The organism is Lysinibacillus sp. FSL L8-0126, assembly GCF_038630385.1.
Classification (GTDB): Bacteria; Bacillota; Bacilli; order Bacillales_A; family Planococcaceae; genus Lysinibacillus; species Lysinibacillus fusiformis_D.
In genome coordinates this window covers 1,402,123-1,426,240 of sequence record NZ_CP152028.1, presented here as the reverse complement: position 1 = coordinate 1,426,240, position 24,118 = coordinate 1,402,123, and the positions used below count along the sequence as shown (strand labels likewise).

Below are 24,118 nucleotides of genomic sequence, written 5' to 3'. Positions count from 1 at the left end.
TGTTAGGTTTATGAAAGGTGCAATGATGATAGGGGAGGTGTCAGCCTTGATTTTAGTTTTAGATGCAGGGAATTCTAATATTGTATTAGGTGTCTATGATGACAACGAACAATTAGCTTTCCATTGGCGTATGGTGACGGACCTTCATAAAACAGAGGATGAATATGCTATGCAAGTTCTTTCATTTTTTAATCATGCAGGCATTTCATTTGAACAAATTACAGGTATTATTATATCCTCAGTTGTGCCACCAATTATGTTTTCATTAGACGCGATGTGTCAGAAATATTTTCGAAGAAAGCCTTTGGTAGTTGGCCCGGGTGTGAAAACGGGTTTAAATATTAAATACGAAAATCCGCGTGAGGTTGGGTCAGATCGCATTGTGAATGCCATAGCAGCTCTAGATTTATATAAAGCCCCTTGTATCATAGTTGATTTTGGTACAGCGACAACCTATTGTTATTTGAATGAGAAGGGCGATTACATGGGTGGTGCTATCGCGCCGGGTATAACGATTTCTACAGAGGCTCTTTATACACAGGCTGCAAGATTGCCGCGTATTGAAATAGTACGGCCTTCACATATTGTCGGGAAAACGACCGTTTCTGCCATGCAGGCAGGTATTTTTTATGGCTTTGTAGGACAAGTAGAGGGCATTGTTAACCGGATGAAAGCACAAAGTAAAGAGGAGCCATTAGTTATTGCTACAGGTGGGCTAGCAAATTTAATCGCAGGGGAGACACAAATCATTGATGTTGTGGATCCGTTTTTAACTTTGAAGGGTTTATATAAGCTATATAAACGTAACCAATAGGAAATGAGGGACATTCCATTTATGAATGATTATTTAGTAAGAGGGTTAGGATTTAATGGGCAAGTTCGTGTGTTTGCAGCTCGTACAACTGCTACAGTAGGTGAAGCGCAACGTCGTCATGATACTTGGCCAGTTGTGTCAGCAGCTTTAGGTCGTTCAATGACAGCAGCTGTCATGATGGGAGCTATGTTAAAAGGTGAAGAGAAAATCACGATTAAAATTGAGGGTGACGGTCCAATTGGCCCTATGGTAATTGATAGTAATGCACATGGGGAAGTACGCGGATTTGTTACAAACCCCCATGTTCACTTTGATTTAAATGAGCAAGGGAAGTTAGATGTTCGAGCAGGCGTTGGTACAGAAGGATTTCTTACAATTGTTAAAGATCTTGGATTGAGAGATATGTTCTCTGGACAAACACCAATTGTTTCGGGTGAAATCGCTGAAGACTTTACTTATTATTTCGCAACATCTGAGCAAGTACCATCATCAGTTGGATTAGGTGTATTAGTCAATCCAGACAACACTATTCTTGCAGCAGGCGGATTTATTCTTCAATTAATGCCGGGCTGTGAGGAAGAAACAATCAATGAAATTGAACAACATCTTGCTACAATAGAGCCTGTTTCAAAAATGATTGAAAAAGGCTTTACACCAGAGCAAATTTTAGAAGCTGTTTTAGGAAATGGACATCTACAAATTTTAGATTCCATGCCAGTTGAATTTAAATGTCAATGTACAAAAGAGCGGTTTGGTGCAGCAATTTTAGGTTTAGGAGCAGCGGAAATTAGAGAAATGATTGAAGAGGATGGCGGAGCGGAAGCAGAGTGTCACTTCTGCCTAGAGACATACAGTTTTTCTAAGGATGAGCTAGAAGGGTTTATTGATGAGCTCAACGCGTAATCGACGACCTTCAACCACTGTAACACCAAACCAAACGCCTTTACTGCAACGTCGTTTAAAGACAAAGCCTGCTTTAGCTGTCATAGCGATTCTGTTATTAGGAAATATTTTATGGTTCATCAGCTGGTTAATCCCAAACAAAGGTCAGGAAATTGGTAGCGACGAACAAGTCGCTGCCATTGATGGGGATGTGATCACGCGCCAAGAGTGGATGATTGCCATGGAAGAACGATATGGTAAAGAAACACTACAAAATTTAGTAAATGAATCGGTAATGGAAAAGGCAGCAAAAACATATAAAATTAAAGTTACCGATAAAGAAATAGATCTTGAACTTGCGTTAATGCGTTCTGCTCAAGATAAGTTTGATACAGCCATGCAAAATCTATCAGTAGAGCAACTACGCCAAAAAATTCGTTCACAGCTTATATTGGATAAAGTACTCACGAAGGACGTAGTGATAGAGGAAGAAAGTGTTGAAAAGTATTATGAGGAAAATCAGGGGTTATATAATACAAAAACAAGCTATCGTACGAATTTTATTGAAGTCGATTCAAAAAAAGCTGCTGATGAGGCACTAGGTGAATTGAAAAATGGTTCTGATTTTACAGTGCTGGCACGAGAAATATCTGTTGATAGTGCTTCAGCCAGTCTAGGAGGAGATATTGGTTTCCTCACAGAGAATCAGGAGAATGTGGACCCTACCATTATTAATACTGTGAAATCTCTTAAGGCAAATGAGGTAAGTAAAGCCTTTAAGTTAGATAATGGTCATTATGGAATTGTTCAAGTGCAAGAGGTATTAGAAGGACAATCCTTTACATATGACGATGTGAAAGAACATATTGAGCGTGAATTGGCTTTAGAGCAATTGACGCAATCTGTTACACCGGAAGCATTTTGGTCTGAATTTAATGCTACTTGGTATTATGGAGAGTCTAAAAAAGAAAAATAATACATGAAAAGAGTCTGCAAGTTTTGCGGGGTAAAATGAGTCTGATCAAACTTGCAGGCATTCGTAGTGACATACCCAATGGATGCAGATTCTTTTTTTGTAGACAGATGATAAGGCTTTTCCGTTTTAAGTAATGATAAATATTCTGAAAATATAAGTTTTATTTATTGACAATCGAATGGAAAAATTGATAAAATACAAAATAAGTAAAACCTATAAAAATAGTAGGGATTGGGAGTGGATTAGTAAATGAGTAGATTAGCGAATTCAGTGGCTGAATTAGTTGGTAAAACACCAATTGTAAAATTAAATCATGCAACAAATGAAAATGAAGGCACTGTGTATGTAAAATTAGAATATTTTAATCCAGGAAGCTCAGTAAAAGACCGTCTAGCTCTAGCAATGATTGAAGCTGCAGAAAAAGACGGGACATTAAAGCCGGGTGGTACAATCATTGAGCCGACTTCTGGTAATACAGGTATCGGTCTTGCGATGATTGCTGCTGCTAAAGGATACAAAGCGATTTTAGTTATGCCAGAAACAATGAGTTTAGAGCGTCGTAACTTATTACGAGCTTATGGTGCAGAGCTTGTGTTAACACCTGGTCCAGCAGGCATGAAGGGTGCAATTGCTAAAGCAGAAGAACTATCTGCTGAGCATGGCTACTTCCTCCCACAACAATTTACAAATCCAGCGAACGCTGTTATTCACCGTCTGACAACAGGTCCTGAAATTGTAGAAGCATTTGATGGCCTAACACTTGATGCATTTGTAGCTGGCGTTGGTACAGGTGGTACCATTACAGGTGCAGGTGCTGTATTAAAAGAAAAGTATCCAAACATTGAAATCATTGCTGTTGAACCAAAAGATTCACCGGTTCTTTCTGGTGGTCAACCAGGGCCACATAAAATTCAAGGTATTGGAGCTGGATTTGTACCAGAAGTACTAGATACAGATGTTTATTCTGCTGTATTCCCTGTTGAAAATGAGGTTGCTTTTGAAGTAGCACGTAAAGTAGCACGTGAAGAAGGTATCCTATGTGGTATTTCATCTGGTGCTGCCATCTATGCTGCGATTGAAGCGGCAAAACGTTTAGGTAAAGGTTCGAATGTTCTTGCCATTGTACCTTCTAACGGAGAGCGTTACCTTTCAACACCTTTATACCAATTTGAAGACTAAATAAAGATTTTTATGTAAGGGCTCCTTTTTAAAAGGAGTCCTTTTTAGTGCATAAAAACGGACACTATTAAAATTATAAAAATATTCGCTTCTATGTAATATTCAAGTTAAGATGGAATCACACCACATGTTTAAAGGGGAAAATAACTTGAAAACAATACTTACAAAAACATTAACAATGGATGCAGATTCATTTTTTTATAGCTATAAGAAGCAAACAGAGACACAGCAAGCGCATGTGTTTTTAGAGAGTGGACGCGGAGGGCATTTTACGATAGCTGCTTGGAATCCGTTAGCTACTGCACAATCAGTAGAGGAGGGGCTTTTAGTAAACTGGAAAAATGATAGACAAGAAATTTTACAAGGTGAATCTCTAGCTTTACTGGAAGAGCTTGTAGCGGAATATCGAATTTCTTATAATGTGGACCTTCCTGTTTTTCAAGGAGGGGCTATTGGATTTGTTGCATATGATTATGCACGTAAAATTGAAGTACTTCCTAATATGGCAAAGGATGACTTGCAAATACCAGATATCTATTTTTATATTTTTGATAGTTGGGCAGTACATGATGTGAAAACGAATACAGTTACTCTTATGAAGCTAGAAGATAGTGACGTTAACTTGGAAGAATGGGCTAACAACTGGCAGGTTGCAGCACAGTCTGGTTTAGAGGCGCGTAAATTTGAAAAAACAAATGCTGTAGAAGTTGCTAATGATGAGCATGAATTGCTTGTCTCATTTGCAGGAACTGATTTTGAAGCAGCTGTAAAGAAAATTCAAACCTATATAGCACAGGGGGATGTGTTTCAGGTAAACTTGTCTGTTCGTCAGTCCAAGAACTTAAATGCGACTGCGATGGATGTCTACGAGGCTTTACGAGCGTTTAATCCGTCGCCATACATGGCTTATATTGAAGCGCCTGATTTTGCTGTAGTTTCTGGGTCACCCGAGTTATTAGTAAAACGTCATGGCAATGAATTATCGACAAGACCCATTGCAGGTACTCGACCAAGAGGGAAATCCGAAGCGGAAGATTTAGCATTGGCACAAGAGTTGATTGATAATGAGAAAGAACGTGCTGAGCATGTGATGTTAGTGGATTTAGAGCGCAATGATTTAGGACGAGTATCAGCCTATGGAACAGTGGAAGTGGACGAATTTATGGTCATTGAGCGCTATTCACATGTCATGCACATTGTTTCAAATGTACGAGGAGAAATAGCGGAAGATAAAACGAATGCAGATGTTATCCGTGCAATGTTCCCAGGTGGGACGATTACAGGTGCGCCAAAGATCCGCACCATGGAAATTATTGAAGAACTGGAGCCTGTACGACGAGGTTTATACACTGGTTCTATCGGTTGGCTCGGCTATACAGGTGATATGGAGTTTAATATTGTGATCCGTACAGCATTTATAAAAGATGGGGTTGCACATATTCAAGCTGGAGCAGGTATTGTCATTGACTCTGTGCCAGAAAGGGAGTATCAGGAATCCTTAAATAAGGCGAAGGCAATGTGGCAGGCAAAGGCAATGGCAGAGGAGCGAGCAAAATGATTTTAATGATTGATAATTATGATTCATTTATCTACAACATCGTACAATATTTAGGTGAATTTGGTCATGAGATAGTAGTGAAACGAAATGATGATATAACAGTAGAGGAGATTGAGCAACTTGCACCTGATATGATTGTTATTTCTCCAGGACCATGTAGTCCAAATGAGGCAGGTGAAAGCCTGAACATTATTAAATATTTCGCGGGAAATATTCCGATTTTAGGGGTCTGCCTGGGTCATCAGGCACTTGCACAGGTGTTTGGTGGCAATGTCATACGAGCTGAGCATCTTATGCATGGTAAGACATCACCTGTGCTACATGCTGAAGTGGGTTTGCATAAAGGTATGCCAAATCCCTTCCAGGCCACACGTTACCACTCTCTTATTGTAGAAAAAGAGACGTTACCAGCATGTCTAGAAGTAACCGCTTGGACAGAAGAGGGAGAAATTATGGGGCTTCGTCACACGGAATATTCGATAGAGGGTGTACAATATCATCCAGAATCTATTATGACAGAGCAAGGCAAAAAACTATTGCGTCAATTTATAGAGAAGTATGTAGAAGGAGTGGAATAGATGCAGTGCTGGATGAATGGAAACTATATGGCCGCACAGGATTTGCGGATTTCTCCATTTGATCATGGCTTTTTATATGGATTGGGCTTTTTTGAAACATTCCGCACATATAGAGGTCAGGTATTTCGCTGGGAAGAGCATATGGATAGATTACAGCTTGCTTTATCTCAGTATCACATTCATTTAACCTATCCTGAAAAATTTTTACTTGAAGTTGTGCAACAGTTAAACAAGCTGGCTGGCGGTCAGGATGGCTACTTCCGTTTAAATGTATCAGCTGGAGAACATCATATTGGATTACAGCCAACAGAATATAAACAACCCAATGTCATTATCTTTCGAAAAGAACTTCAGAATACAAAACGTGGGACGGAGAAAATTGCGCAATGGCTTTCAACGCCACGCAATACACCTGAACAAGGATTGCGAGTTAAATCACATCATTATGGTAACAACGTGCTTGGCCGCTTTGAAATGCTATCACTGGCACAACAAGAAGGGTTCTTTTTAACAGAACAGGGCTATGTGGCTGAAGGTGTGACATCAAACGTTTTTTGGGTAAATAATGATATACTATATACGCCTTCCTTAGAGACAGGTATTTTACCGGGTATTATTCGAGCGTGGGTTATAGAGAAGGCCTCTGCACTCGATTTAGAAGTTAAAGAAGGTTTTTATACAAAAGAAGACTTACTACAAAGTACGGAATGCTTCATTACCAATTCAGTACAAGAGCTTGTGCCGATTAGTAGCTTAGAGAATGTGCAATTTTTAGGTAATAATGGGCCGATTTATTCGTGTTTACATGAGGCATTTGTTCAAGAAGTGGAGCAAGGATAGAGGGAGCGTTTACATGCTAGAAAAATATAAGAAACCATTAACGCTTAATGGTATTACATTAGACTATACAAAAGAAACATTTGTTATGGGGATTCTCAATGTTACACCAGATTCCTTCTCAGATGGTGGAAAATACAACAATGTAGAAGCTGCTGTTGCTCAAGCGAAAAAAATGGTGGCTGAAGGGGCTAAAATAATTGATGTAGGTGGGGAATCTACACGCCCTGGGTATGAACGAATTTCAGATGAAGATGAAATTGCCCGCATTGTGCCCGTTATTCAAGCATTAGCGAAAGAAGTAAGGGCCGTTATTTCCGTTGATACGTATAAAGCAAATGTAGCCCGTGCTGCTATTGAAGCAGGGGCACATATGATTAATGATATTTGGGGTGCGAAGGCTGAGCCAGAAATTGCTCAGGTTGCTGCGGATTTACATGTGCCTATTATTTTAATGCATAATCGCGAAAATATGGATTATGGTGTTGATTTTTGGGCGACAGCAAAAATGGACTTAGAGAAAAGTATTGCCATCGCTCAGCAAGCGGGGGTTCCTGAACATCATATCATCTTAGATCCAGGTATCGGCTTTGCTAAAAATACTGGCCAAAATATAGTTATGATGCAACACTTAAAGGATTTAGTAGCTATGGGTTACCCTGTATTATTAGCAACGTCACGTAAATCAATGATTGGCAATGTCTTAAAACTACCTGTTGAAGAGCGTCTTGAAGGGACAAGTGCGACAGTGGTTTATGGAATTGAAAAGGGCTGTCATATGATACGTGTTCATGATGTAAAGGAAATGACGCGTGCTACGTATATGGCTGATGTCTTAGTGGGAAAACGTTTGTTTAAGGAGGAAGCGTGATGGATTACATTCATTTAAAGGACATGCAGTTTTATGGCTACCATGGTGTATTAGCAGCAGAAACAACTCTAGGTCAACGCTTTCGAGCAAATGTTTCCCTTGCTGTAGATATGACCAAGGCTGGAGAAACAGATGATCTCTCTTATACAGTGAACTATGCAGAGGTCTATGCATTATGCCGTGATATTGTGGAGGGGGAACCGTTTAAGCTAATTGAGGCTCTGGTCGTGAGAGTAGCGGATGCAATATTAACAACCTACCCTGATAAAGTAAAAGGAGTTCGTGTAGAACTAATTAAACCAGACCCACCAATTCATGGCTATTACAAAGAGGTGTCTGTTGAGGTAACGAGAGGTGATTTCTGATGAAGGATGTCTATTTATCTATCGGAACGAATATGGGAGAGAGATATGAAAATCTTCAGCATGCAGTTGCCCTTTTAAAGGAAACGGAAGGTATTAAACTTGTTCGTGTATCGTCCGTTTATGAAACTGCTGCAGTGGGTTATACAGATCAGGCAGATTTTTTAAATATTGCTGTTCATCTAAAAACAGATGTTTCTTCTGCTGATATGTTGAAGATCTGCCAATCCATAGAACAGGAATTAGGGCGTGTTCGAGAATTTCGCTGGGGCCCACGAATCATTGACCTTGACATTTTACTTTACAATCAAGAGAATATTGAAACGGAGAGTTTAACAGTTCCCCATCCAAGAATGTACGAAAGAGCATTCGTCTTAGTACCATTAGTAGAGATTGCAGCATCACCCTTTGATGTACAGCTACAACAAGCGCACGATCTGTTGCAGCAAATGGATTGCGAAAATGAAGGTATCACCCTATGGAGTCCGTTTGAAGAGTTTTCAACGGTGCATTAAGTAATAGTATGTGGATGAAAGATTAATGCATAGCATTAACAATAGATAGCAAATAATAGGTAAAAGCTTTTAGAGGAGGAAGACAACGTTGAGTCTTACAACAGAGAAGCCGTTTCAAATTGGCGATATCGTCATGGACAATCGAGTGGTTTTAGCGCCAATGGCTGGGATCTGTAACTCTGCTTTCCGATTAACGGTTAAAGAGTTCGGAGCAGGTCTCGTGTATGCTGAAATGATTAGTGATAAGGGTATTGTCCAAAAAAACGAAAAAACATTAGGGATGCTTTATATCGATGAACGTGAAAATCCTCTGTCATTGCAAATTTTTGGTGGAGATAAAGCAACTTTAGTGGAAGCGGCGAAATATGTGGATGAAAATACAACTGCTGATATTATTGATATCAACATGGGGTGCCCTGTTAATAAAATCATTAAATGTGAAGCAGGAGCCCGCTTGTTACTTGATCCAAATAAAGTATATGAAATGGTAGCGGCTGTTGTGGATGCTGTCAAAAAACCAGTCAGCGTAAAAATGCGTATTGGCTGGGATGACGAGCATATTTTTGCAGTGGAAAATGCACAAGCTGTTGAGCGTGCAGGTGCAGCAGCGGTGGCGGTTCATGGTCGTACACGTGTACAAATGTATGAAGGTAAAGCGAATTGGGATTTCATTCGTCAAGTGAAGGAGAATGTAAACATTCCTGTGCTTGGTAATGGTGACGTGGAAACACCACAAGATGCTAAACGTATGCTTGAAACTACAGGAGTAGATGCAGTCATGATTGGACGTGCTGCATTAGGTAATCCATGGATGATTTACCGCACGGTTCAATACCTAGAAACAGGTGAGTTAAAGGAAGAACCAAGTGTTCGAGAAAAAATGGATGTATGTCTCCTACACTTTGAACGTCTTCTCCAATTAAAAGGAGAAGGAATTGCGGTGCGTGAAATGCGTAAACATGCGTCATGGTATTTAAAAGGAATTCGTGGTAATGGGAAAGCACGTAATGCTATTAACCAAACAGAAACGGCGGCAGACCTTCGTGCGCTATTAAATGGCCTTGTGCAGGAATATGAAGAGAGCGAATTTAATTTAGTCGGTCCAGAAGCTAAGGAATTAATTGTATAGTGATATGTATAGGGCGTCTCGGTATTTTTAAAAGAGGCGCCTTTGTGTTGCTAACTTTAATTTTTAGAATTATTAATCATCTTTTGTTGGATTGAAAATAAATTGAAACAGATGATTACAGCACTAAAATTGTGTACAATAGAAATATTATGGACGTAAACACGGACAATTTACTTAAGGAGTGAAACAAGTGTCAAATAATATAGAAGAATTAAATGATCAACTTTTGGTGAGACGCCAAAAAATGACGACAATACTAGAAAACGGACAAGACCCTTTCGGAAGTCGTTTTGAGCGTACACATTTATCAACAGAAGTGCGTGAGCAATTTGCAGACCAAACAAAAGAGCAGCTAGAAGAAAACCTTCAAGAGGTTGTTATTGCGGGTCGTATTATGACGAAACGTGGTAAAGGAAAAGCTGGCTTTGCCCATATTCAAGATTTAGGTGGCCAAATTCAAATTTATGTTCGTCAAGATCATGTAGGCGAGGAAGCATATGAATTATTTAAGCAAGCAGACTTAGGAGATATTGTTGGAGTGCGTGGAAACGTATTCCGTACACAAGTTGGAGAGCTTTCAGTAAAAGCGGAGGGCTTCACGTTCCTTACAAAAGCACTTCGTCCTATGCCAGAGAAATTCCACGGCCTACAGGATGTTGAGCAACGTTATCGCCAACGTTACTTAGATTTAATGACAAATGAAGATAGTAAAAAAACATTTATAACTCGTTCTAAAATCATCCGTGCAATCCGTAATTATCTAGATAACTCTGGATATTTAGAAGTAGAAACACCAATGCTTCATACGATTGCTGGTGGTGCAGCTGCTCGTCCATTTATTACGCACCACAATGCACTAGATATGGAACTATATATGCGAATCGCAATCGAATTGCATTTAAAACGTTTAATAGTTGGTGGTTTAGAGAAAGTTTATGAAATCGGTCGTGTATTCCGTAACGAAGGAATCTCTACACGTCATAACCCTGAATTTACAATGATTGAGCTATATGAAGCATATGCTGATTATCAAGATATCATGTCACTAACTGAAAACCTTATTGCACATGTTGCGCAAGAAGTTCTTGGTACAACGACAGTTCAATATGGAGAAGATGAAATCAACCTTGCAGTAGGTTGGAAACGAGTACACATGGTAGACGCTGTAAAAGAGGCAACAGGTGTAGACTTCTGGCAGCCAATGACAAAAGAACAAGCGCAAGCACTTGCAAAAGAGCACGGAGTAGAAGTGAAAGATGTTCATGAAGTGGGTCATATCATTAATGAATTCTTTGAACAAAAAGTAGAAGAGACTCTTGTACAGCCAACATTTGTATATGGTCATCCAGTAGAAATTTCACCTCTTGCGAAGAAGAATCCAGAGGACGAGCGTTTCACAGATCGTTTTGAGCTATTTATTGTTCGTCGTGAGCATGCAAATGCCTTCACAGAATTAAATGATCCAATCGACCAACGCCAACGCTTTGAAGCGCAATTAGCAGAAAAAGCAGCTGGTAACGATGAAGCACATGAAATGGACAACGATTTCATTGAAGCGTTGGAATACGGTATGCCTCCAACAGGTGGACTAGGTATTGGTATTGACCGTTTAATCATGCTTCTTACAAATTCACCATCAATTCGTGATGTATTATTATTCCCAACAATGCGTCATATTACAAAATAGTTAAATTGTAATGAAGTCTTTTCGTGAAGCAATAAAAGAATAGTAATGAATGAAGAGGAGAATTCACAATATAGGTGAGTTCTCCTCTTTTTAAGCTATAAAAAAATTAAGTTGTTTAAACGAGGATTAAATTTAGGTTATACTTTTATAGTTCTATGTTTTTCAAATTCAAAAAGTATAAAAAGAAGTATTTTTATTGGGGGCTTATAATGAATTACAAAATTATTAACAAACAAGTATTTGAACAGGCACAACTACGTTCGGTTTCTGATGTGCCATTTACTGAAGAAGAACTTGAGAATGGTATGAAATTAGTGGTTGCTAAAAAAGATGAGAACCTTACTTTATATTTAGTAGAAATAGATGGCCACAAGAAATTCGACGTTCGTTGGGATGATTCTTCTGAAGTTTTCAGTGGCTGGTATTCTGCGTGGGACAATTTCTTATGGTGCTTAAATATTGTGGATCCTCAAGCGGATGACCTTAAATAGGGACATAAATAGCAGTAAGCAGGCGCTAAAGTGCAGTAGAAGCACTTTAGCGCCTGCTTATTTGTTAGGAAATGAAAAACTAAATAGAGCTTTATAGTGACTTATATAGGAAACGTTGTTATGGCGGTTATAAAATTAAAAGTAGGTTTGTGCGAAAGGTTGCTTAGATTCAAACTATCCAGAAGGCAACGGGATTTATTCATAGTAGCGTTATAGCATGAAATTATATTGCTATGTTGATTACAATTTACAAGACTTTGATTTATAAATCTGAAGGAGTAATGTTTACAAACAAATACCACTGAGATTTCCTTTCCTAAACAAATGGTATCTTGAGAATAAATAAGTATTTTTATTTTAAAACATTGAGATTTAAAAGAAAGAGATGTATAGTAAAACAAATAATTAAGTAAGCAAAGAGAATATCTCAATTTGGTATTCTCGTAAATGCACAAAAATGCTTATAAATTTGTGTTTTTTTAATTCAATAGATTTTATTTAAAAAACACTTGCCAAGTCTATCATAACGTGATAAATTATTACTTGTCGTTAAGACGACGTAAGAACTAACATCAAACTTCAAAAACAATTTGAATAAAAAGATGTTGACTTGGTAAAGTGGTTATGATAAGATTTAAAAGTTGTCTCTTCTGGGAATGAAAGTTTTCTTGAAAAAAGATGTTGACAAAGAGAAATGATGTTGTTATAATATAAAAGTTGCTGTCGAAAGATGGTTGACGAAATGAACCTTGAAAACTGAACAAGCAAAACGTAATCAATAAAGTTTTCAGTAACTAACTTCGGTTAGTGAACAAAACAAAATTTTGGACATCAAAATTGATGCCAGCAAAACAATTTGAGCTATTCAAATTTCTTTTATGGAGAGTTTGATCCTGGCTCAGGACGAACGCTGGCGGCGTGCCTAATACATGCAAGTCGAGCGAACAGAGAAGGAGCTTGCTCCTTCGACGTTAGCGGCGGACGGGTGAGTAACACGTGGGCAACCTACCTTATAGTTTGGGATAACTCCGGGAAACCGGGGCTAATACCGAATAATCTGTTTCACCTCATGGTGAAACACTGAAAGACGGTTTCGGCTGTCGCTATAGGATGGGCCCGCGGCGCATTAGCTAGTTGGTGAGGTAACGGCTCACCAAGGCGACGATGCGTAGCCGACCTGAGAGGGTGATCGGCCACACTGGGACTGAGACACGGCCCAGACTCCTACGGGAGGCAGCAGTAGGGAATCTTCCACAATGGGCGAAAGCCTGATGGAGCAACGCCGCGTGAGTGAAGAAGGATTTCGGTTCGTAAAACTCTGTTGTAAGGGAAGAACAAGTACAGTAGTAACTGGCTGTACCTTGACGGTACCTTATTAGAAAGCCACGGCTAACTACGTGCCAGCAGCCGCGGTAATACGTAGGTGGCAAGCGTTGTCCGGAATTATTGGGCGTAAAGCGCGCGCAGGTGGTTTCTTAAGTCTGATGTGAAAGCCCACGGCTCAACCGTGGAGGGTCATTGGAAACTGGGAGACTTGAGTGCAGAAGAGGATAGTGGAATTCCAAGTGTAGCGGTGAAATGCGTAGAGATTTGGAGGAACACCAGTGGCGAAGGCGACTATCTGGTCTGTAACTGACACTGAGGCGCGAAAGCGTGGGGAGCAAACAGGATTAGATACCCTGGTAGTCCACGCCGTAAACGATGAGTGCTAAGTGTTAGGGGGTTTCCGCCCCTTAGTGCTGCAGCTAACGCATTAAGCACTCCGCCTGGGGAGTACGGTCGCAAGACTGAAACTCAAAGGAATTGACGGGGGCCCGCACAAGCGGTGGAGCATGTGGTTTAATTCGAAGCAACGCGAAGAACCTTACCAGGTCTTGACATCCCGTTGACCACTGTAGAGATATAGTTTCCCCTTCGGGGGCAACGGTGACAGGTGGTGCATGGTTGTCGTCAGCTCGTGTCGTGAGATGTTGGGTTAAGTCCCGCAACGAGCGCAACCCTTGATCTTAGTTGCCATCATTTAGTTGGGCACTCTAAGGTGACTGCCGGTGACAAACCGGAGGAAGGTGGGGATGACGTCAAATCATCATGCCCCTTATGACCTGGGCTACACACGTGCTACAATGGACGATACAAACGGTTGCCAACTCGCGAGAGGGAGCTAATCCGATAAAGTCGTTCTCAGTTCGGATTGTAGGCTGCAACTCGCCTACATGAAGCCGGAATCGCTAGTAATCGCGGATCAGCATGCCGCGGTGAATACGTTCCCGGGCCTTGTACACACCGCCCGTCACACCACGAGAGTTTGTAACACCCGAAGTCGGTGAGGTAACCTTTTGGAGCCAGCCGCCGAAGGTGGGATAGATGATTGGGGTGAAGTCGTAACAAGGTAGCCGTATCGGAAGGTGCGGCTGGATCACCTCCTTTCTAAGGATTATTTCGGAATACAAACCTAGGGTTTGTAAGATTACGTTTTGCGTTCAGTTTTGAAGGTTCATTCTTTCTTGAATGAAAAGCTTCAAAACTTGTTCTTTGAAAACTGGATAAAACGACATTGAAATTGTAACAAACACATTTATTTTTTAAGTTTTTTTATAGGCTTAATAACATTAAGAGGGTTTCAAGACACGAGCAGTTCTAGGAAGCAATCGAGTGAATGAAGGAGCGTACTTTTAGTACGTGACTGATTGAACGAGTGAAGCTGACAACGAAATGTGATGTGTATTGAAAGCCGTTAGGTTAAGTTATTAAGGGCGCACGGCGAATGCCTTGGCACTAGGAGCCGAAGAAGGACGGCACTAACACCGATATGCTTCGGGGAGCTGTAAGTGAGCTTTGATCCGGAGATTTCCGAATGGGGGAACCCACTACGTTTAATGGCGTAGTATCTTGACGTGAATACATAGCGTCTTGAAGGCAGACCCAGGGAACTGAAACATCTAAGTACCTGGAGGAAGAGAAAGAAAAATCGATTCCCTGAGTAGCGGCGAGCGAAACGGGAAGAGCCCAAACCAAGAGGCTTGCCTCTTGGGGTTGTAGGACACTCAATACGGAGTTACAAAAGAGCGAGTTAGATGAAGCGACTTGGAAAGGTCCGCCAGAGCAGGTAAAAGCCCTGTAGTCGAAAGTTCGTTCTCTCCTGAGTGGATCCTGAGTACGGCGGAACACGTGAAATTCCGTCGGAATCCGGGAGGACCATCTCCCAAGGCTAAATACTACCTAGTGACCGATAGTGAACCAGTACCGTGAGGGAAAGGTGAAAAGCACCCCGGAAGGGGAGTGAAAGAGATCCTGAAACCGTGTGCCTACAAGTAGTTAGAGCCCGTTAATGGGTGATAGCGTGCCTTTTGTAGAATGAACCGGCGAGTTACGATTACGTGCGAGGTTAAGCTTTAGAAGGCGGAGCCGCAGCGAAAGCGAGTCTGAATAGGGCGAAATAGTACGTGGTCGTAGACCCGAAACCAGGTGATCTACCCATGTCCAGGGTGAAGGTAAGGTAACACTTACTGGAGGCCCGAACCCACGCACGTTGAAAAGTGCGGGGATGAGGTGTGGGTAGCGGAGAAATTCCAATCGAACTTGGAGATAGCTGGTTCTCTCCGAAATAGCTTTAGGGCTAGCCTCGTGATGAGAATACTGGAGGTAGAGCACTGTTTGGACTAGGGGGCCATCCCGGTTTACCGAATTCAGACAAACTCCGAATGCCAGATATTTATACACGGGAGTCAGACTGCGAGTGATAAGATCCGTAGTCAAAAGGGAAACAGCCCAGACCACCAGCTAAGGTCCCAAAGTAATCGTTAAGTGGAAAAGGATGTGGCGTTGCACAGACAACCAGGATGTTGGCTTAGAAGCAGCCATCATTTAAAGAGTGCGTAATAGCTCACTGGTCGAGTGACGCTGCGCCGAAAATGTATCGGGGCTAAACGATTCACCGAAGCTGTGGATTGACATCTACGATGTCAGTGGTAGGAGAGCGTTCTAAGTGCGTTGAAGTCAGACCGGAAGGACTGGTGGAGCGCTTAGAAGTGAGAATGCCGGTATGAGTAGCGAAAGACGGGTGAGAATCCCGTCCACCGTATGACTAAGGTTTCCTGAGGAAGGCTCGTCCGCTCAGGGTTAGTCGGGACCTAAGCCGAGGCCGATAGGCGTAGGCGATGGACAACAGGTTGATATTCCTGTACCACCTCCTCACCGTTTGAGAAATGGGGGGACGCAGTAGGATAGGGTAAGCGCGCTGTTGGTTATGCGCGTCCAAGCAGTAAGGCGTGTGTGTAGGCAAATCCGCACACTGTAACGTTGAGCTGTGATGGCGAGTCCGTATGGACGAAGTTCCTGATTTCACACTGCCAAGAAAAGCCTCTATCGAGGTGAGAGGTGCCCGTACCGCAAACCGACACAGGTAGTCGAGGAGAGAATCCTAAGGTGTGCGAGAGAACTCTCGTTAAGGAACTCGGCAAAATGACCCCGTAACTTCGGGAGAAGGGGTGCTCTTGAGCGTGCAAGCGCATGAGAGCCGCAGTGAATAGGCCCAGGCGACTGTTTAGCAAAAACACAGGTCTCTGCAAAACCGTAAGGTGACGTATAGGGGCTGACGCCTGCCCGGTGCTGGAAGGTTAAGAGGAGTGGTTAGCGCAAGCGAAGCTGCGAATTGAAGCCCCAGTAAACGGCGGCCGTAACTATAACGGTCCTAAGGTAGCGAAATTCCTTGTCGGGTAAGTTCCGACCCGCACGAAAGGCGTAACGATCTGGGCACTGTCTCAACGAGAGACTCGGTGAAATTATAGTACCTGTGAAGATGCAGGTTACCCGCGACAGGACGGAAAGACCCCGTGGAGCTTTACTGTAGCCTGATATTGAATTTTGGTACAACTTGTACAGGATAGGTAGGAGCCAGAGATCTCGGAGCGCCAGCTTCGAAGGAGGCGTCGGTGGGATACTACCCTGGTTGTATTGAAATTCTAACCCATGCCCCTTAGCGGGGCAGGAGACAGTGTCAGGCGGACAGTTTGACTGGGGCGGTCGCCTCCTAAAAGGTAACGGAGGCGCCCAAAGGTTCCCTCAGAATGGTTGGAAATCATTCGTAGAGTGTAAAGGCACAAGGGAGCTTGACTGCGAGACCTACAAGTCGAGCAGGGTCGAAAGACGGGCTTAGTGATCCGGTGGTTCCGCATGGAAGGGCCATCGCTCAACGGATAAAAGCTACCCCGGGGATAACAGGCTTATCTCCCCCAAGAGTCCACATCGACGGGGAGGTTTGGCACCTCGATGTCGGCTCATCGCATCCTGGGGCTGTAGTCGGTCCCAAGGGTTGGGCTGTTCGCCCATTAAAGCGGTACGCGAGCTGGGTTCAGAACGTCGTGAGACAGTTCGGTCCCTATCCGTCGTGGGCGTAGGAAATTTGAGAGGAGCTGTCCTTAGTACGAGAGGACCGGGATGGACACACCGCTGGTGTACCAGTTGTCTTGCCAAAGGCATCGCTGGGTAGCTATGTGTGGACGGGATAAGTGCTGAAAGCATCTAAGCATGAAGCCCCCCTCAAGATGAGATTTCCCATTACGCAAGTAAGTAAGATCCCTCAAAGACGATGAGGTAGATAGGTTCGAGGTGGAAGTGTGGTGACACATGGAGCTGACGAATACTAATCGATCGAGGACTTAACCAAAAATGTTTGAACCATTCAATGAACCGTTTATCCAGTTTTGAAAGAACAAGAAAGTTTAAAAAAAGCTTGCATTTATAACGAAATAAGTTATAATAAATCTTGTCTTTTAAAAGTCTAGTGATGATGGCAAAGAGGTCACACCCGTTCCCATACCGAACACGGAAGTTAAGCTCTTTAGCGCCGATGGTAGTTGGGGGCTTCCCCCTGTGAGAGTAGGACATCGCTAGGCATATTACCCAGGAGGATTAGCTCAGCTGGGAGAGCATCTGCCTTACAAGCAGAGGGTCGGCGGTTCGAGCCCGTCATCCTCCACCATATGCCGGTTTAGCTCAGCAGGTAGAGCAACTGACTTGTAATCAGTAGGTCGTGGGTTCGATTCCTATAGCCGGCACCATTTTTTAGAGCCATTAGCTCAGTTGGTAGAGCATCTGACTTTTAATCAGAGGGTCGAAGGTTCGAGTCCTTCATGGCTCACCATTTTTAAATAATAATAAGCGGGTGTGGCGGAATTGGCAGACGCACTAGACTTAGGATCTAGCGCCGCAAGGCGTGGGGGTTCGACTCCCTTCACCCGCACCATTATTTCATTGCCAGATAAAAAAACTTATGCACATGCGGAAGTAGTTCAGTGGTAGAACACCACCTTGCCAAGGTGGGGGTCGCGAGTTCGAACCTCGTCTTCCGCTCCAAATGTGCCGGGGTGGCGGAACTGGCAGACGCACAGGACTTAAAATCCTGCGGTAGGTGACTACCGTACCGGTTCGATTCCGGTCCTCGGCACCATTTTTAATGCGCCCGTAGCTCAATTGGATAGAGCGTCTGACTACGGATCAGAAGGTTATGGGTTCGACTCCTGTCGGGCGCGCCAAAAAGAACGGGAAGTAGCTCAGCTTGGTAGAGCACTTGGTTTGGGACCAAGGGGTCGCAGGTTCGAATCCTGTCTTCCCGACCATTTCCTAAAAATATATGGGGCCTTAGCTCAGCTGGGAGAGCGCCTGCCTTGCACGCAGGAGGTCAGCGGTTCGATCCCGCTAGGCTCCACCAATTCGATTTATTAAATGAACCTTGAAAACTGAACAAGCAAAACGTAATCAATAAAGTTTTCAGTAACTAACTTCGGTTAGTGAACAAAACAAAATTTTGGACATCAAAATTGATGCCAGCAAAACAATTTGAGCTATTCAAATTTCTTTTATGGAGAGTTTGATCCTGGCTCAGGACGAACGCTGGCGGCGTGCCTAATACATGCAAGTCGAGCGAACAGAGAAGGAGCTTGCTCCTTCGACGTTAGCGGCGGACGGGTGAGTAACACGTGGGCAACCTACCTTATAGTTTGGGATAACTCCGGGAAACCGGGGCTAATACCGAATAATCTGTTTCACCTCATGGTGAAACACTGAAAGACGGTTTCGGCTGTCGCTATAGGATGGGCCCGCGGCGCATTAGCTAGTTGGTGAGGTAACGGCTCACCAAGGCGACGATGCGTAGCCGACCTGAGAGGGTGATCGGCCACACTGGGACTGAGACACGGCCCAGACTCCTACGGGAGGCAGCAGTAGGGAATCTTCCACAATGGGCGAAAGCCTGATGGAGCAACGCCGCGTGAGTGAAGAAGGATTTCGGTTCGTAAAACTCTGTTGTAAGGGAAGAACAAGTACAGTAGTAACTGGCTGTACCTTGACGGTACCTTATTAGAAAGCCACGGCTAACTACGTGCCAGCAGCCGCGGTAATACGTAGGTGGCAAGCGTTGTCCGGAATTATTGGGCGTAAAGCGCGCGCAGGTGGTTTCTTAAGTCTGATGTGAAAGCCCACGGCTCAACCGTGGAGGGTCATTGGAAACTGGGAGACTTGAGTGCAGAAGAGGATAGTGGAATTCCAAGTGTAGCGGTGAAATGCGTAGAGATTTGGAGGAACACCAGTGGCGAAGGCGACTATCTGGTCTGTAACTGACACTGAGGCGCGAAAGCGTGGGGAGCAAACAGGATTAGATACCCTGGTAGTCCACGCCGTAAACGATGAGTGCTAAGTGTTAGGGGGTTTCCGCCCCTTAGTGCTGCAGCTAACGCATTAAGCACTCCGCCTGGGGAGTACGGTCGCAAGACTGAAACTCAAAGGAATTGACGGGGGCCCGCACAAGCGGTGGAGCATGTGGTTTAATTCGAAGCAACGCGAAGAACCTTACCAGGTCTTGACATCCCGTTGACCACTGTAGAGATATAGTTTCCCCTTCGGGGGCAACGGTGACAGGTGGTGCATGGTTGTCGTCAGCTCGTGTCGTGAGATGTTGGGTTAAGTCCCGCAACGAGCGCAACCCTTGATCTTAGTTGCCATCATTTAGTTGGGCACTCTAAGGTGACTGCCGGTGACAAACCGGAGGAAGGTGGGGATGACGTCAAATCATCATGCCCCTTATGACCTGGGCTACACACGTGCTACAATGGACGATACAAACGGTTGCCAACTCGCGAGAGGGAGCTAATCCGATAAAGTCGTTCTCAGTTCGGATTGTAGGCTGCAACTCGCCTACATGAAGCCGGAATCGCTAGTAATCGCGGATCAGCATGCCGCGGTGAATACGTTCCCGGGCCTTGTACACACCGCCCGTCACACCACGAGAGTTTGTAACACCCGAAGTCGGTGAGGTAACCTTTTGGAGCCAGCCGCCGAAGGTGGGATAGATGATTGGGGTGAAGTCGTAACAAGGTAGCCGTATCGGAAGGTGCGGCTGGATCACCTCCTTTCTAAGGATTATTTCGGAATACAAACCTAGGGTTTGTAAGATTACGTTTTGCGTTCAGTTTTGAAGGTTTATTAAATAATATAAAACTTCCAAGAGGGCCTATAGCTCAGCTGGTTAGAGCGCACGCCTGATAAGCGTGAGGTCGATGGTTCGAGTCCATTTAGGCCCACCATATATACCTCTTGGGGCCTTAGCTCAGCTGGGAGAGCGCCTGCCTTGCACGCAGGAGGTCAGCGGTTCGATCCCGCTAGGCTCCACCAATCTTTGTTCTTTGAAAACTGGATAAAACGACATTGAAATTGTAACAAACACATTTATTTTTTAAGTTTTTTTATAGGCTTAATAACATTAGAAGGTTTCAAGACACGAGCAGTTCTAGGAAGCAATCGAGTGAATGAAGGAGCGTACTTGAGTACGTGACTGATTGAACGAGTGAAGCTGACAACGAAATGTGATGTGTATTGAAAGCCGTTAGGTTAAGTTATTAAGGGCGCACGGCGAATGCCTTGGCACTAGGAGCCGAAGAAGGACGGCACTAACACCGATATGCTTCGGGGAGCTGTAAGTGAGCTTTGATCCGGAGATTTCCGAATGGGGGAACCCACTACGTTTAATGGCGTAGTATCTTGACGTGAATACATAGCGTCTTGAAGGCAGACCCAGGGAACTGAAACATCTAAGTACCTGGAGGAAGAGAAAGAAAAATCGATTCCCTGAGTAGCGGCGAGCGAAACGGGAAGAGCCCAAACCAAGAGGCTTGCCTCTTGGGGTTGTAGGACACTCAATACGGAGTTACAAAAGAGCGAGTTAGATGAAGCGACTTGGAAAGGTCCGCCAGAGCAGGTAAAAGCCCTGTAGTCGAAAGTTCGTTCTCTCCTGAGTGGATCCTGAGTACGGCGGAACACGTGAAATTCCGTCGGAATCCGGGAGGACCATCTCCCAAGGCTAAATACTACCTAGTGACCGATAGTGAACCAGTACCGTGAGGGAAAGGTGAAAAGCACCCCGGAAGGGGAGTGAAAGAGATCCTGAAACCGTGTGCCTACAAGTAGTTAGAGCCCGTTAATGGGTGATAGCGTGCCTTTTGTAGAATGAACCGGCGAGTTACGATTACGTGCGAGGTTAAGCTTTAGAAGGCGGAGCCGCAGCGAAAGCGAGTCTGAATAGGGCGAAATAGTACGTGGTCGTAGACCCGAAACCAGGTGATCTACCCATGTCCAGGGTGAAGGTAAGGTAACACTTACTGGAGGCCCGAACCCACGCACGTTGAAAAGTGCGGGGATGAGGTGTGGGTAGCGGAGAAATTCCAATCGAACTTGGAGATAGCTGGTTCTCTCCGAAATAGCTTTAGGGCTAGCCTCGTGATGAGAATACTGGAGGTAGAGCACTGTTTGGACTAGGGGGCCATCCCGGTTTACCGAATTCAGACAAACTCCGAATGCCAGATATTTATACACGGGAGTCAGACTGCGAGTGATAAGATCCGTAGTCAAAAGGGAAACAGCCCAGACCACCAGCTAAGGTCCCAAAGTAATCGTTAAGTGGAAAAGGATGTGGCGTTGCACAGACAACCAGGATGTTGGCTTAGAAGCAGCCATCATTTAAAGAGTGCGTAATAGCTCACTGGTCGAGTGACGCTGCGCCGAAAATGTATCGGGGCTAAACGATTCACCGAAGCTGTGGATTGACATCTACGATGTCAGTGGTAGGAGAGCGTTCTAAGTGCGTTGAAGTCAGACCGGAAGGACTGGTGGAGCGCTTAGAAGTGAGAATGCCGGTATGAGTAGCGAAAGACGGGTGAGAATCCCGTCCACCGTATGACTAAGGTTTCCTGAGGAAGGCTCGTCCGCTCAGGGTTAGTCGGGACCTAAGCCGAGGCCGATAGGCGTAGGCGATGGACAACAGGTTGATATTCCTGTACCACCTCCTCACCGTTTGAGAAATGGGGGGACGCAGTAGGATAGGGTAAGCGCGCTGTTGGTTATGCGCGTCCAAGCAGTAAGGCGTGTGTGTAGGCAAATCCGCACACTGTAACGTTGAGCTGTGATGGCGAGTCCGTATGGACGAAGTTCCTGATTTCACACTGCCAAGAAAAGCCTCTATCGAGGTGAGAGGTGCCCGTACCGCAAACCGACACAGGTAGTCGAGGAGAGAATCCTAAGGTGTGCGAGAGAACTCTCGTTAAGGAACTCGGCAAAATGACCCCGTAACTTCGGGAGAAGGGGTGCTCTTGAGCGTGCAAGCGCATGAGAGCCGCAGTGAATAGGCCCAGGCGACTGTTTAGCAAAAACACAGGTCTCTGCAAAACCGTAAGGTGACGTATAGGGGCTGACGCCTGCCCGGTGCTGGAAGGTTAAGAGGAGTGGTTAGCGCAAGCGAAGCTGCGAATTGAAGCCCCAGTAAACGGCGGCCGTAACTATAACGGTCCTAAGGTAGCGAAATTCCTTGTCGGGTAAGTTCCGACCCGCACGAAAGGCGTAACGATCTGGGCACTGTCTCAACGAGAGACTCGGTGAAATTATAGTACCTGTGAAGATGCAGGTTACCCGCGACAGGACGGAAAGACCCCGTGGAGCTTTACTGTAGCCTGATATTGAATTTTGGTACAACTTGTACAGGATAGGTAGGAGCCAGAGATCTCGGAGCGCCAGCTTCGAAGGAGGCGTCGGTGGGATACTACCCTGGTTGTATTGAAATTCTAACCCATGCCCCTTAGCGGGGCAGGAGACAGTGTCAGGCGGACAGTTTGACTGGGGCGGTCGCCTCCTAAAAGGTAACGGAGGCGCCCAAAGGTTCCCTCAGAATGGTTGGAAATCATTCGTAGAGTGTAAAGGCACAAGGGAGCTTGACTGCGAGACCTACAAGTCGAGCAGGGTCGAAAGACGGGCTTAGTGATCCGGTGGTTCCGCATGGAAGGGCCATCGCTCAACGGATAAAAGCTACCCCGGGGATAACAGGCTTATCTCCCCCAAGAGTCCACATCGACGGGGAGGTTTGGCACCTCGATGTCGGCTCATCGCATCCTGGGGCTGTAGTCGGTCCCAAGGGTTGGGCTGTTCGCCCATTAAAGCGGTACGCGAGCTGGGTTCAGAACGTCGTGAGACAGTTCGGTCCCTATCCGTCGTGGGCGTAGGAAATTTGAGAGGAGCTGTCCTTAGTACGAGAGGACCGGGATGGACACACCGCTGGTGTACCAGTTGTCTTGCCAAAGGCATCGCTGGGTAGCTATGTGTGGACGGGATAAGTGCTGAAAGCATCTAAGCATGAAGCCCCCCTCAAGATGAGATTTCCCATTACGCAAGTAAGTAAGATCCCTCAAAGACGATGAGGTAGATAGGTTCGAGGTGGAAGTGTGGTGACACATGGAGCTGACGAATACTAATCGATCGAGGACTTAACCAAAATGTTTGAACCATTCAATGAACCGTTTATCCAGTTTTGAAAGAATAATTTCTTTTATGAAGGGTTTCAAGATACGAGTAGTTCGAGGAAGCAATGGAGAGAGGGAAGGAGCGTACTCAAGTACGTGACTGACTGAACGACAGAAGCTGACGAAGAAATACGATGTATATTGAAAGCCGACCATAGTCTAGTGATGATGGCAAAGAGGTCACACCCGTTCCCATACCGAACACGGAAGTTAAGCTCTTTAGCGCCGATGGTAGTTGGGGGCTTCCCCCTGTGAGAGTAGGACGTCGCTAGGCAATTGTGAAAGACCAGAGAATAATTTCTCTGGTCTTTTTTGGTTCTTCTAGTTAGATTTTTCAAGCTCAAATCTGTGACATCCGCTTGATGATTTAGCTTGATTCATCACATGTGAACATCTGCTAAA

At 44.4% G+C, this 24,118-nt stretch carries 13 protein-coding genes, 11 tRNA genes and 6 rRNA genes; all 30 read left to right on the top strand.

The window, feature by feature from the left end; genetic code table 11:
- The first annotated feature begins 46 nt into the window (after positions 1-46).
- Positions 47-814 carry a type III pantothenate kinase gene (locus MHI34_RS06835; RefSeq protein WP_058844489.1) on the top strand — a complete coding sequence of 256 codons (768 nt, stop codon included), beginning with the start codon at positions 47-49 and terminating at the stop codon, positions 812-814.
- Positions 815-835: 21 nt separating this feature from the next.
- A complete protein-coding gene (hslO, locus tag MHI34_RS06830; RefSeq protein ID WP_036120682.1) occupies positions 836-1,717 on the top strand; it encodes an Hsp33 family molecular chaperone HslO in 882 nt (293 codons plus the stop codon).
- Entirely contained in the window at positions 1,701-2,672 is a 972-nt protein-coding gene (locus tag MHI34_RS06825) for a peptidyl-prolyl cis-trans isomerase (RefSeq protein ID WP_036120685.1), read from the top strand. The genes hslO and MHI34_RS06825 overlap by 17 nt, the downstream gene beginning before the upstream one ends.
- A gap of 249 nt (positions 2,673-2,921) precedes the next feature.
- Complete coding sequence (gene cysK, locus MHI34_RS06820) at positions 2,922-3,851, top strand: cysteine synthase A (RefSeq protein WP_036120688.1); 930 nt, start codon at positions 2,922-2,924, stop codon at positions 3,849-3,851.
- Positions 3,852-3,978: 127 nt separating this feature from the next.
- The gene (locus MHI34_RS06815; RefSeq protein ID WP_082673745.1) at positions 3,979-5,409 is read left to right on the top strand and encodes an anthranilate synthase component I family protein; all 1,431 of its coding nucleotides are present in this window, start codon (positions 3,979-3,981) and stop codon (positions 5,407-5,409) included.
- On the top strand, positions 5,406-5,987 hold the full coding sequence (gene pabA, locus MHI34_RS06810) for an aminodeoxychorismate/anthranilate synthase component II (RefSeq protein ID WP_089934837.1): 582 nt from the start codon (positions 5,406-5,408) through the stop codon (positions 5,985-5,987). The genes MHI34_RS06815 and pabA overlap by 4 nt, the downstream gene beginning before the upstream one ends.
- Positions 5,988-6,827: an aminodeoxychorismate lyase gene (pabC, locus tag MHI34_RS06805; protein WP_058844492.1), complete on the top strand. Its 840-nt coding sequence runs from the start codon at positions 5,988-5,990 to the stop codon at positions 6,825-6,827. It abuts the gene before it with no gap.
- A gap of 13 nt (positions 6,828-6,840) precedes the next feature.
- Entirely contained in the window at positions 6,841-7,695 is an 855-nt protein-coding gene (gene folP / locus MHI34_RS06800; protein WP_036120700.1) for a dihydropteroate synthase, read from the top strand.
- Positions 7,695-8,060, top strand: a complete 366-nt coding sequence (gene folB, locus MHI34_RS06795; RefSeq protein WP_036120703.1) for a dihydroneopterin aldolase — start codon at positions 7,695-7,697, stop codon at positions 8,058-8,060. Before folP ends, folB begins: the two co-directional genes overlap by 1 nt.
- Positions 8,060-8,572 (top strand): 2-amino-4-hydroxy-6-hydroxymethyldihydropteridine diphosphokinase, encoded by a 513-nt coding sequence (gene folK / locus MHI34_RS06790; protein ID WP_058844493.1) that lies wholly within the window; start codon positions 8,060-8,062, stop codon positions 8,570-8,572. Before folB ends, folK begins: the two co-directional genes overlap by 1 nt.
- An 88-nt stretch (positions 8,573-8,660) precedes the next feature.
- Positions 8,661-9,701, top strand: coding sequence for a tRNA dihydrouridine synthase DusB (gene dusB / locus MHI34_RS06785; protein WP_036120709.1), 1,041 nt, complete (start codon positions 8,661-8,663; stop codon positions 9,699-9,701).
- A gap of 181 nt (positions 9,702-9,882) precedes the next feature.
- On the top strand, positions 9,883-11,388 hold the full coding sequence (gene lysS, locus MHI34_RS06780) for a lysine--tRNA ligase (RefSeq protein ID WP_082673746.1): 1,506 nt from the start codon (positions 9,883-9,885) through the stop codon (positions 11,386-11,388).
- Positions 11,389-11,597: 209 nt separating this feature from the next.
- A complete protein-coding gene (locus MHI34_RS06775; protein WP_036123109.1) occupies positions 11,598-11,879 on the top strand; it encodes a hypothetical protein in 282 nt (93 codons plus the stop codon).
- Between the two features lie 875 nt (positions 11,880-12,754).
- Positions 12,755-14,306, top strand: a 16S ribosomal RNA gene (locus tag MHI34_RS06770).
- Positions 14,307-14,616: 310 nt separating this feature from the next.
- Positions 14,617-17,544: ribosomal RNA gene (locus MHI34_RS06765) — 23S ribosomal RNA — on the top strand.
- 113 nt (positions 17,545-17,657) lie between these two features.
- Positions 17,658-17,773 (top strand): 5S ribosomal RNA (gene rrf / locus MHI34_RS06760).
- Positions 17,774-17,783: 10 nt separating this feature from the next.
- Positions 17,784-17,859: transfer RNA gene (locus MHI34_RS06755), tRNA-Val, on the top strand.
- A gap of 3 nt (positions 17,860-17,862) precedes the next feature.
- Positions 17,863-17,938 (top strand) — tRNA-Thr (locus MHI34_RS06750).
- 7 nt (positions 17,939-17,945) lie between these two features.
- Positions 17,946-18,021 (top strand) — tRNA-Lys (locus MHI34_RS06745).
- A 17-nt stretch (positions 18,022-18,038) separates the two neighbouring features.
- Positions 18,039-18,123, top strand: a tRNA-Leu gene (locus MHI34_RS06740).
- 35 nt (positions 18,124-18,158) lie between these two features.
- Positions 18,159-18,233: transfer RNA gene (locus MHI34_RS06735), tRNA-Gly, on the top strand.
- 5 nt (positions 18,234-18,238) lie between these two features.
- Positions 18,239-18,327: transfer RNA gene (locus tag MHI34_RS06730), tRNA-Leu, on the top strand.
- 8 nt (positions 18,328-18,335) lie between these two features.
- Positions 18,336-18,412, top strand: a tRNA-Arg gene (locus tag MHI34_RS06725).
- A 7-nt stretch (positions 18,413-18,419) separates the two neighbouring features.
- Positions 18,420-18,496: transfer RNA gene (locus MHI34_RS06720), tRNA-Pro, on the top strand.
- A 16-nt stretch (positions 18,497-18,512) separates the two neighbouring features.
- A tRNA-Ala gene (locus MHI34_RS06715) sits at positions 18,513-18,588 on the top strand.
- Positions 18,589-18,735: 147 nt separating this feature from the next.
- Positions 18,736-20,287 (top strand): 16S ribosomal RNA (locus MHI34_RS06710).
- A gap of 94 nt (positions 20,288-20,381) precedes the next feature.
- A tRNA-Ile gene (locus MHI34_RS06705) sits at positions 20,382-20,458 on the top strand.
- Positions 20,459-20,470: 12 nt separating this feature from the next.
- Positions 20,471-20,546, top strand: a tRNA-Ala gene (locus MHI34_RS06700).
- Between the two features lie 214 nt (positions 20,547-20,760).
- Positions 20,761-23,688 (top strand): 23S ribosomal RNA (locus MHI34_RS06695).
- Between the two features lie 186 nt (positions 23,689-23,874).
- Positions 23,875-23,990, top strand: a 5S ribosomal RNA gene (gene rrf / locus MHI34_RS06690).
- Together the 16S, 23S and 5S rRNA genes with 11 tRNA genes alongside form the textbook arrangement of a ribosomal RNA operon.
- Positions 23,991-24,118 lie beyond the last annotated feature (128 nt).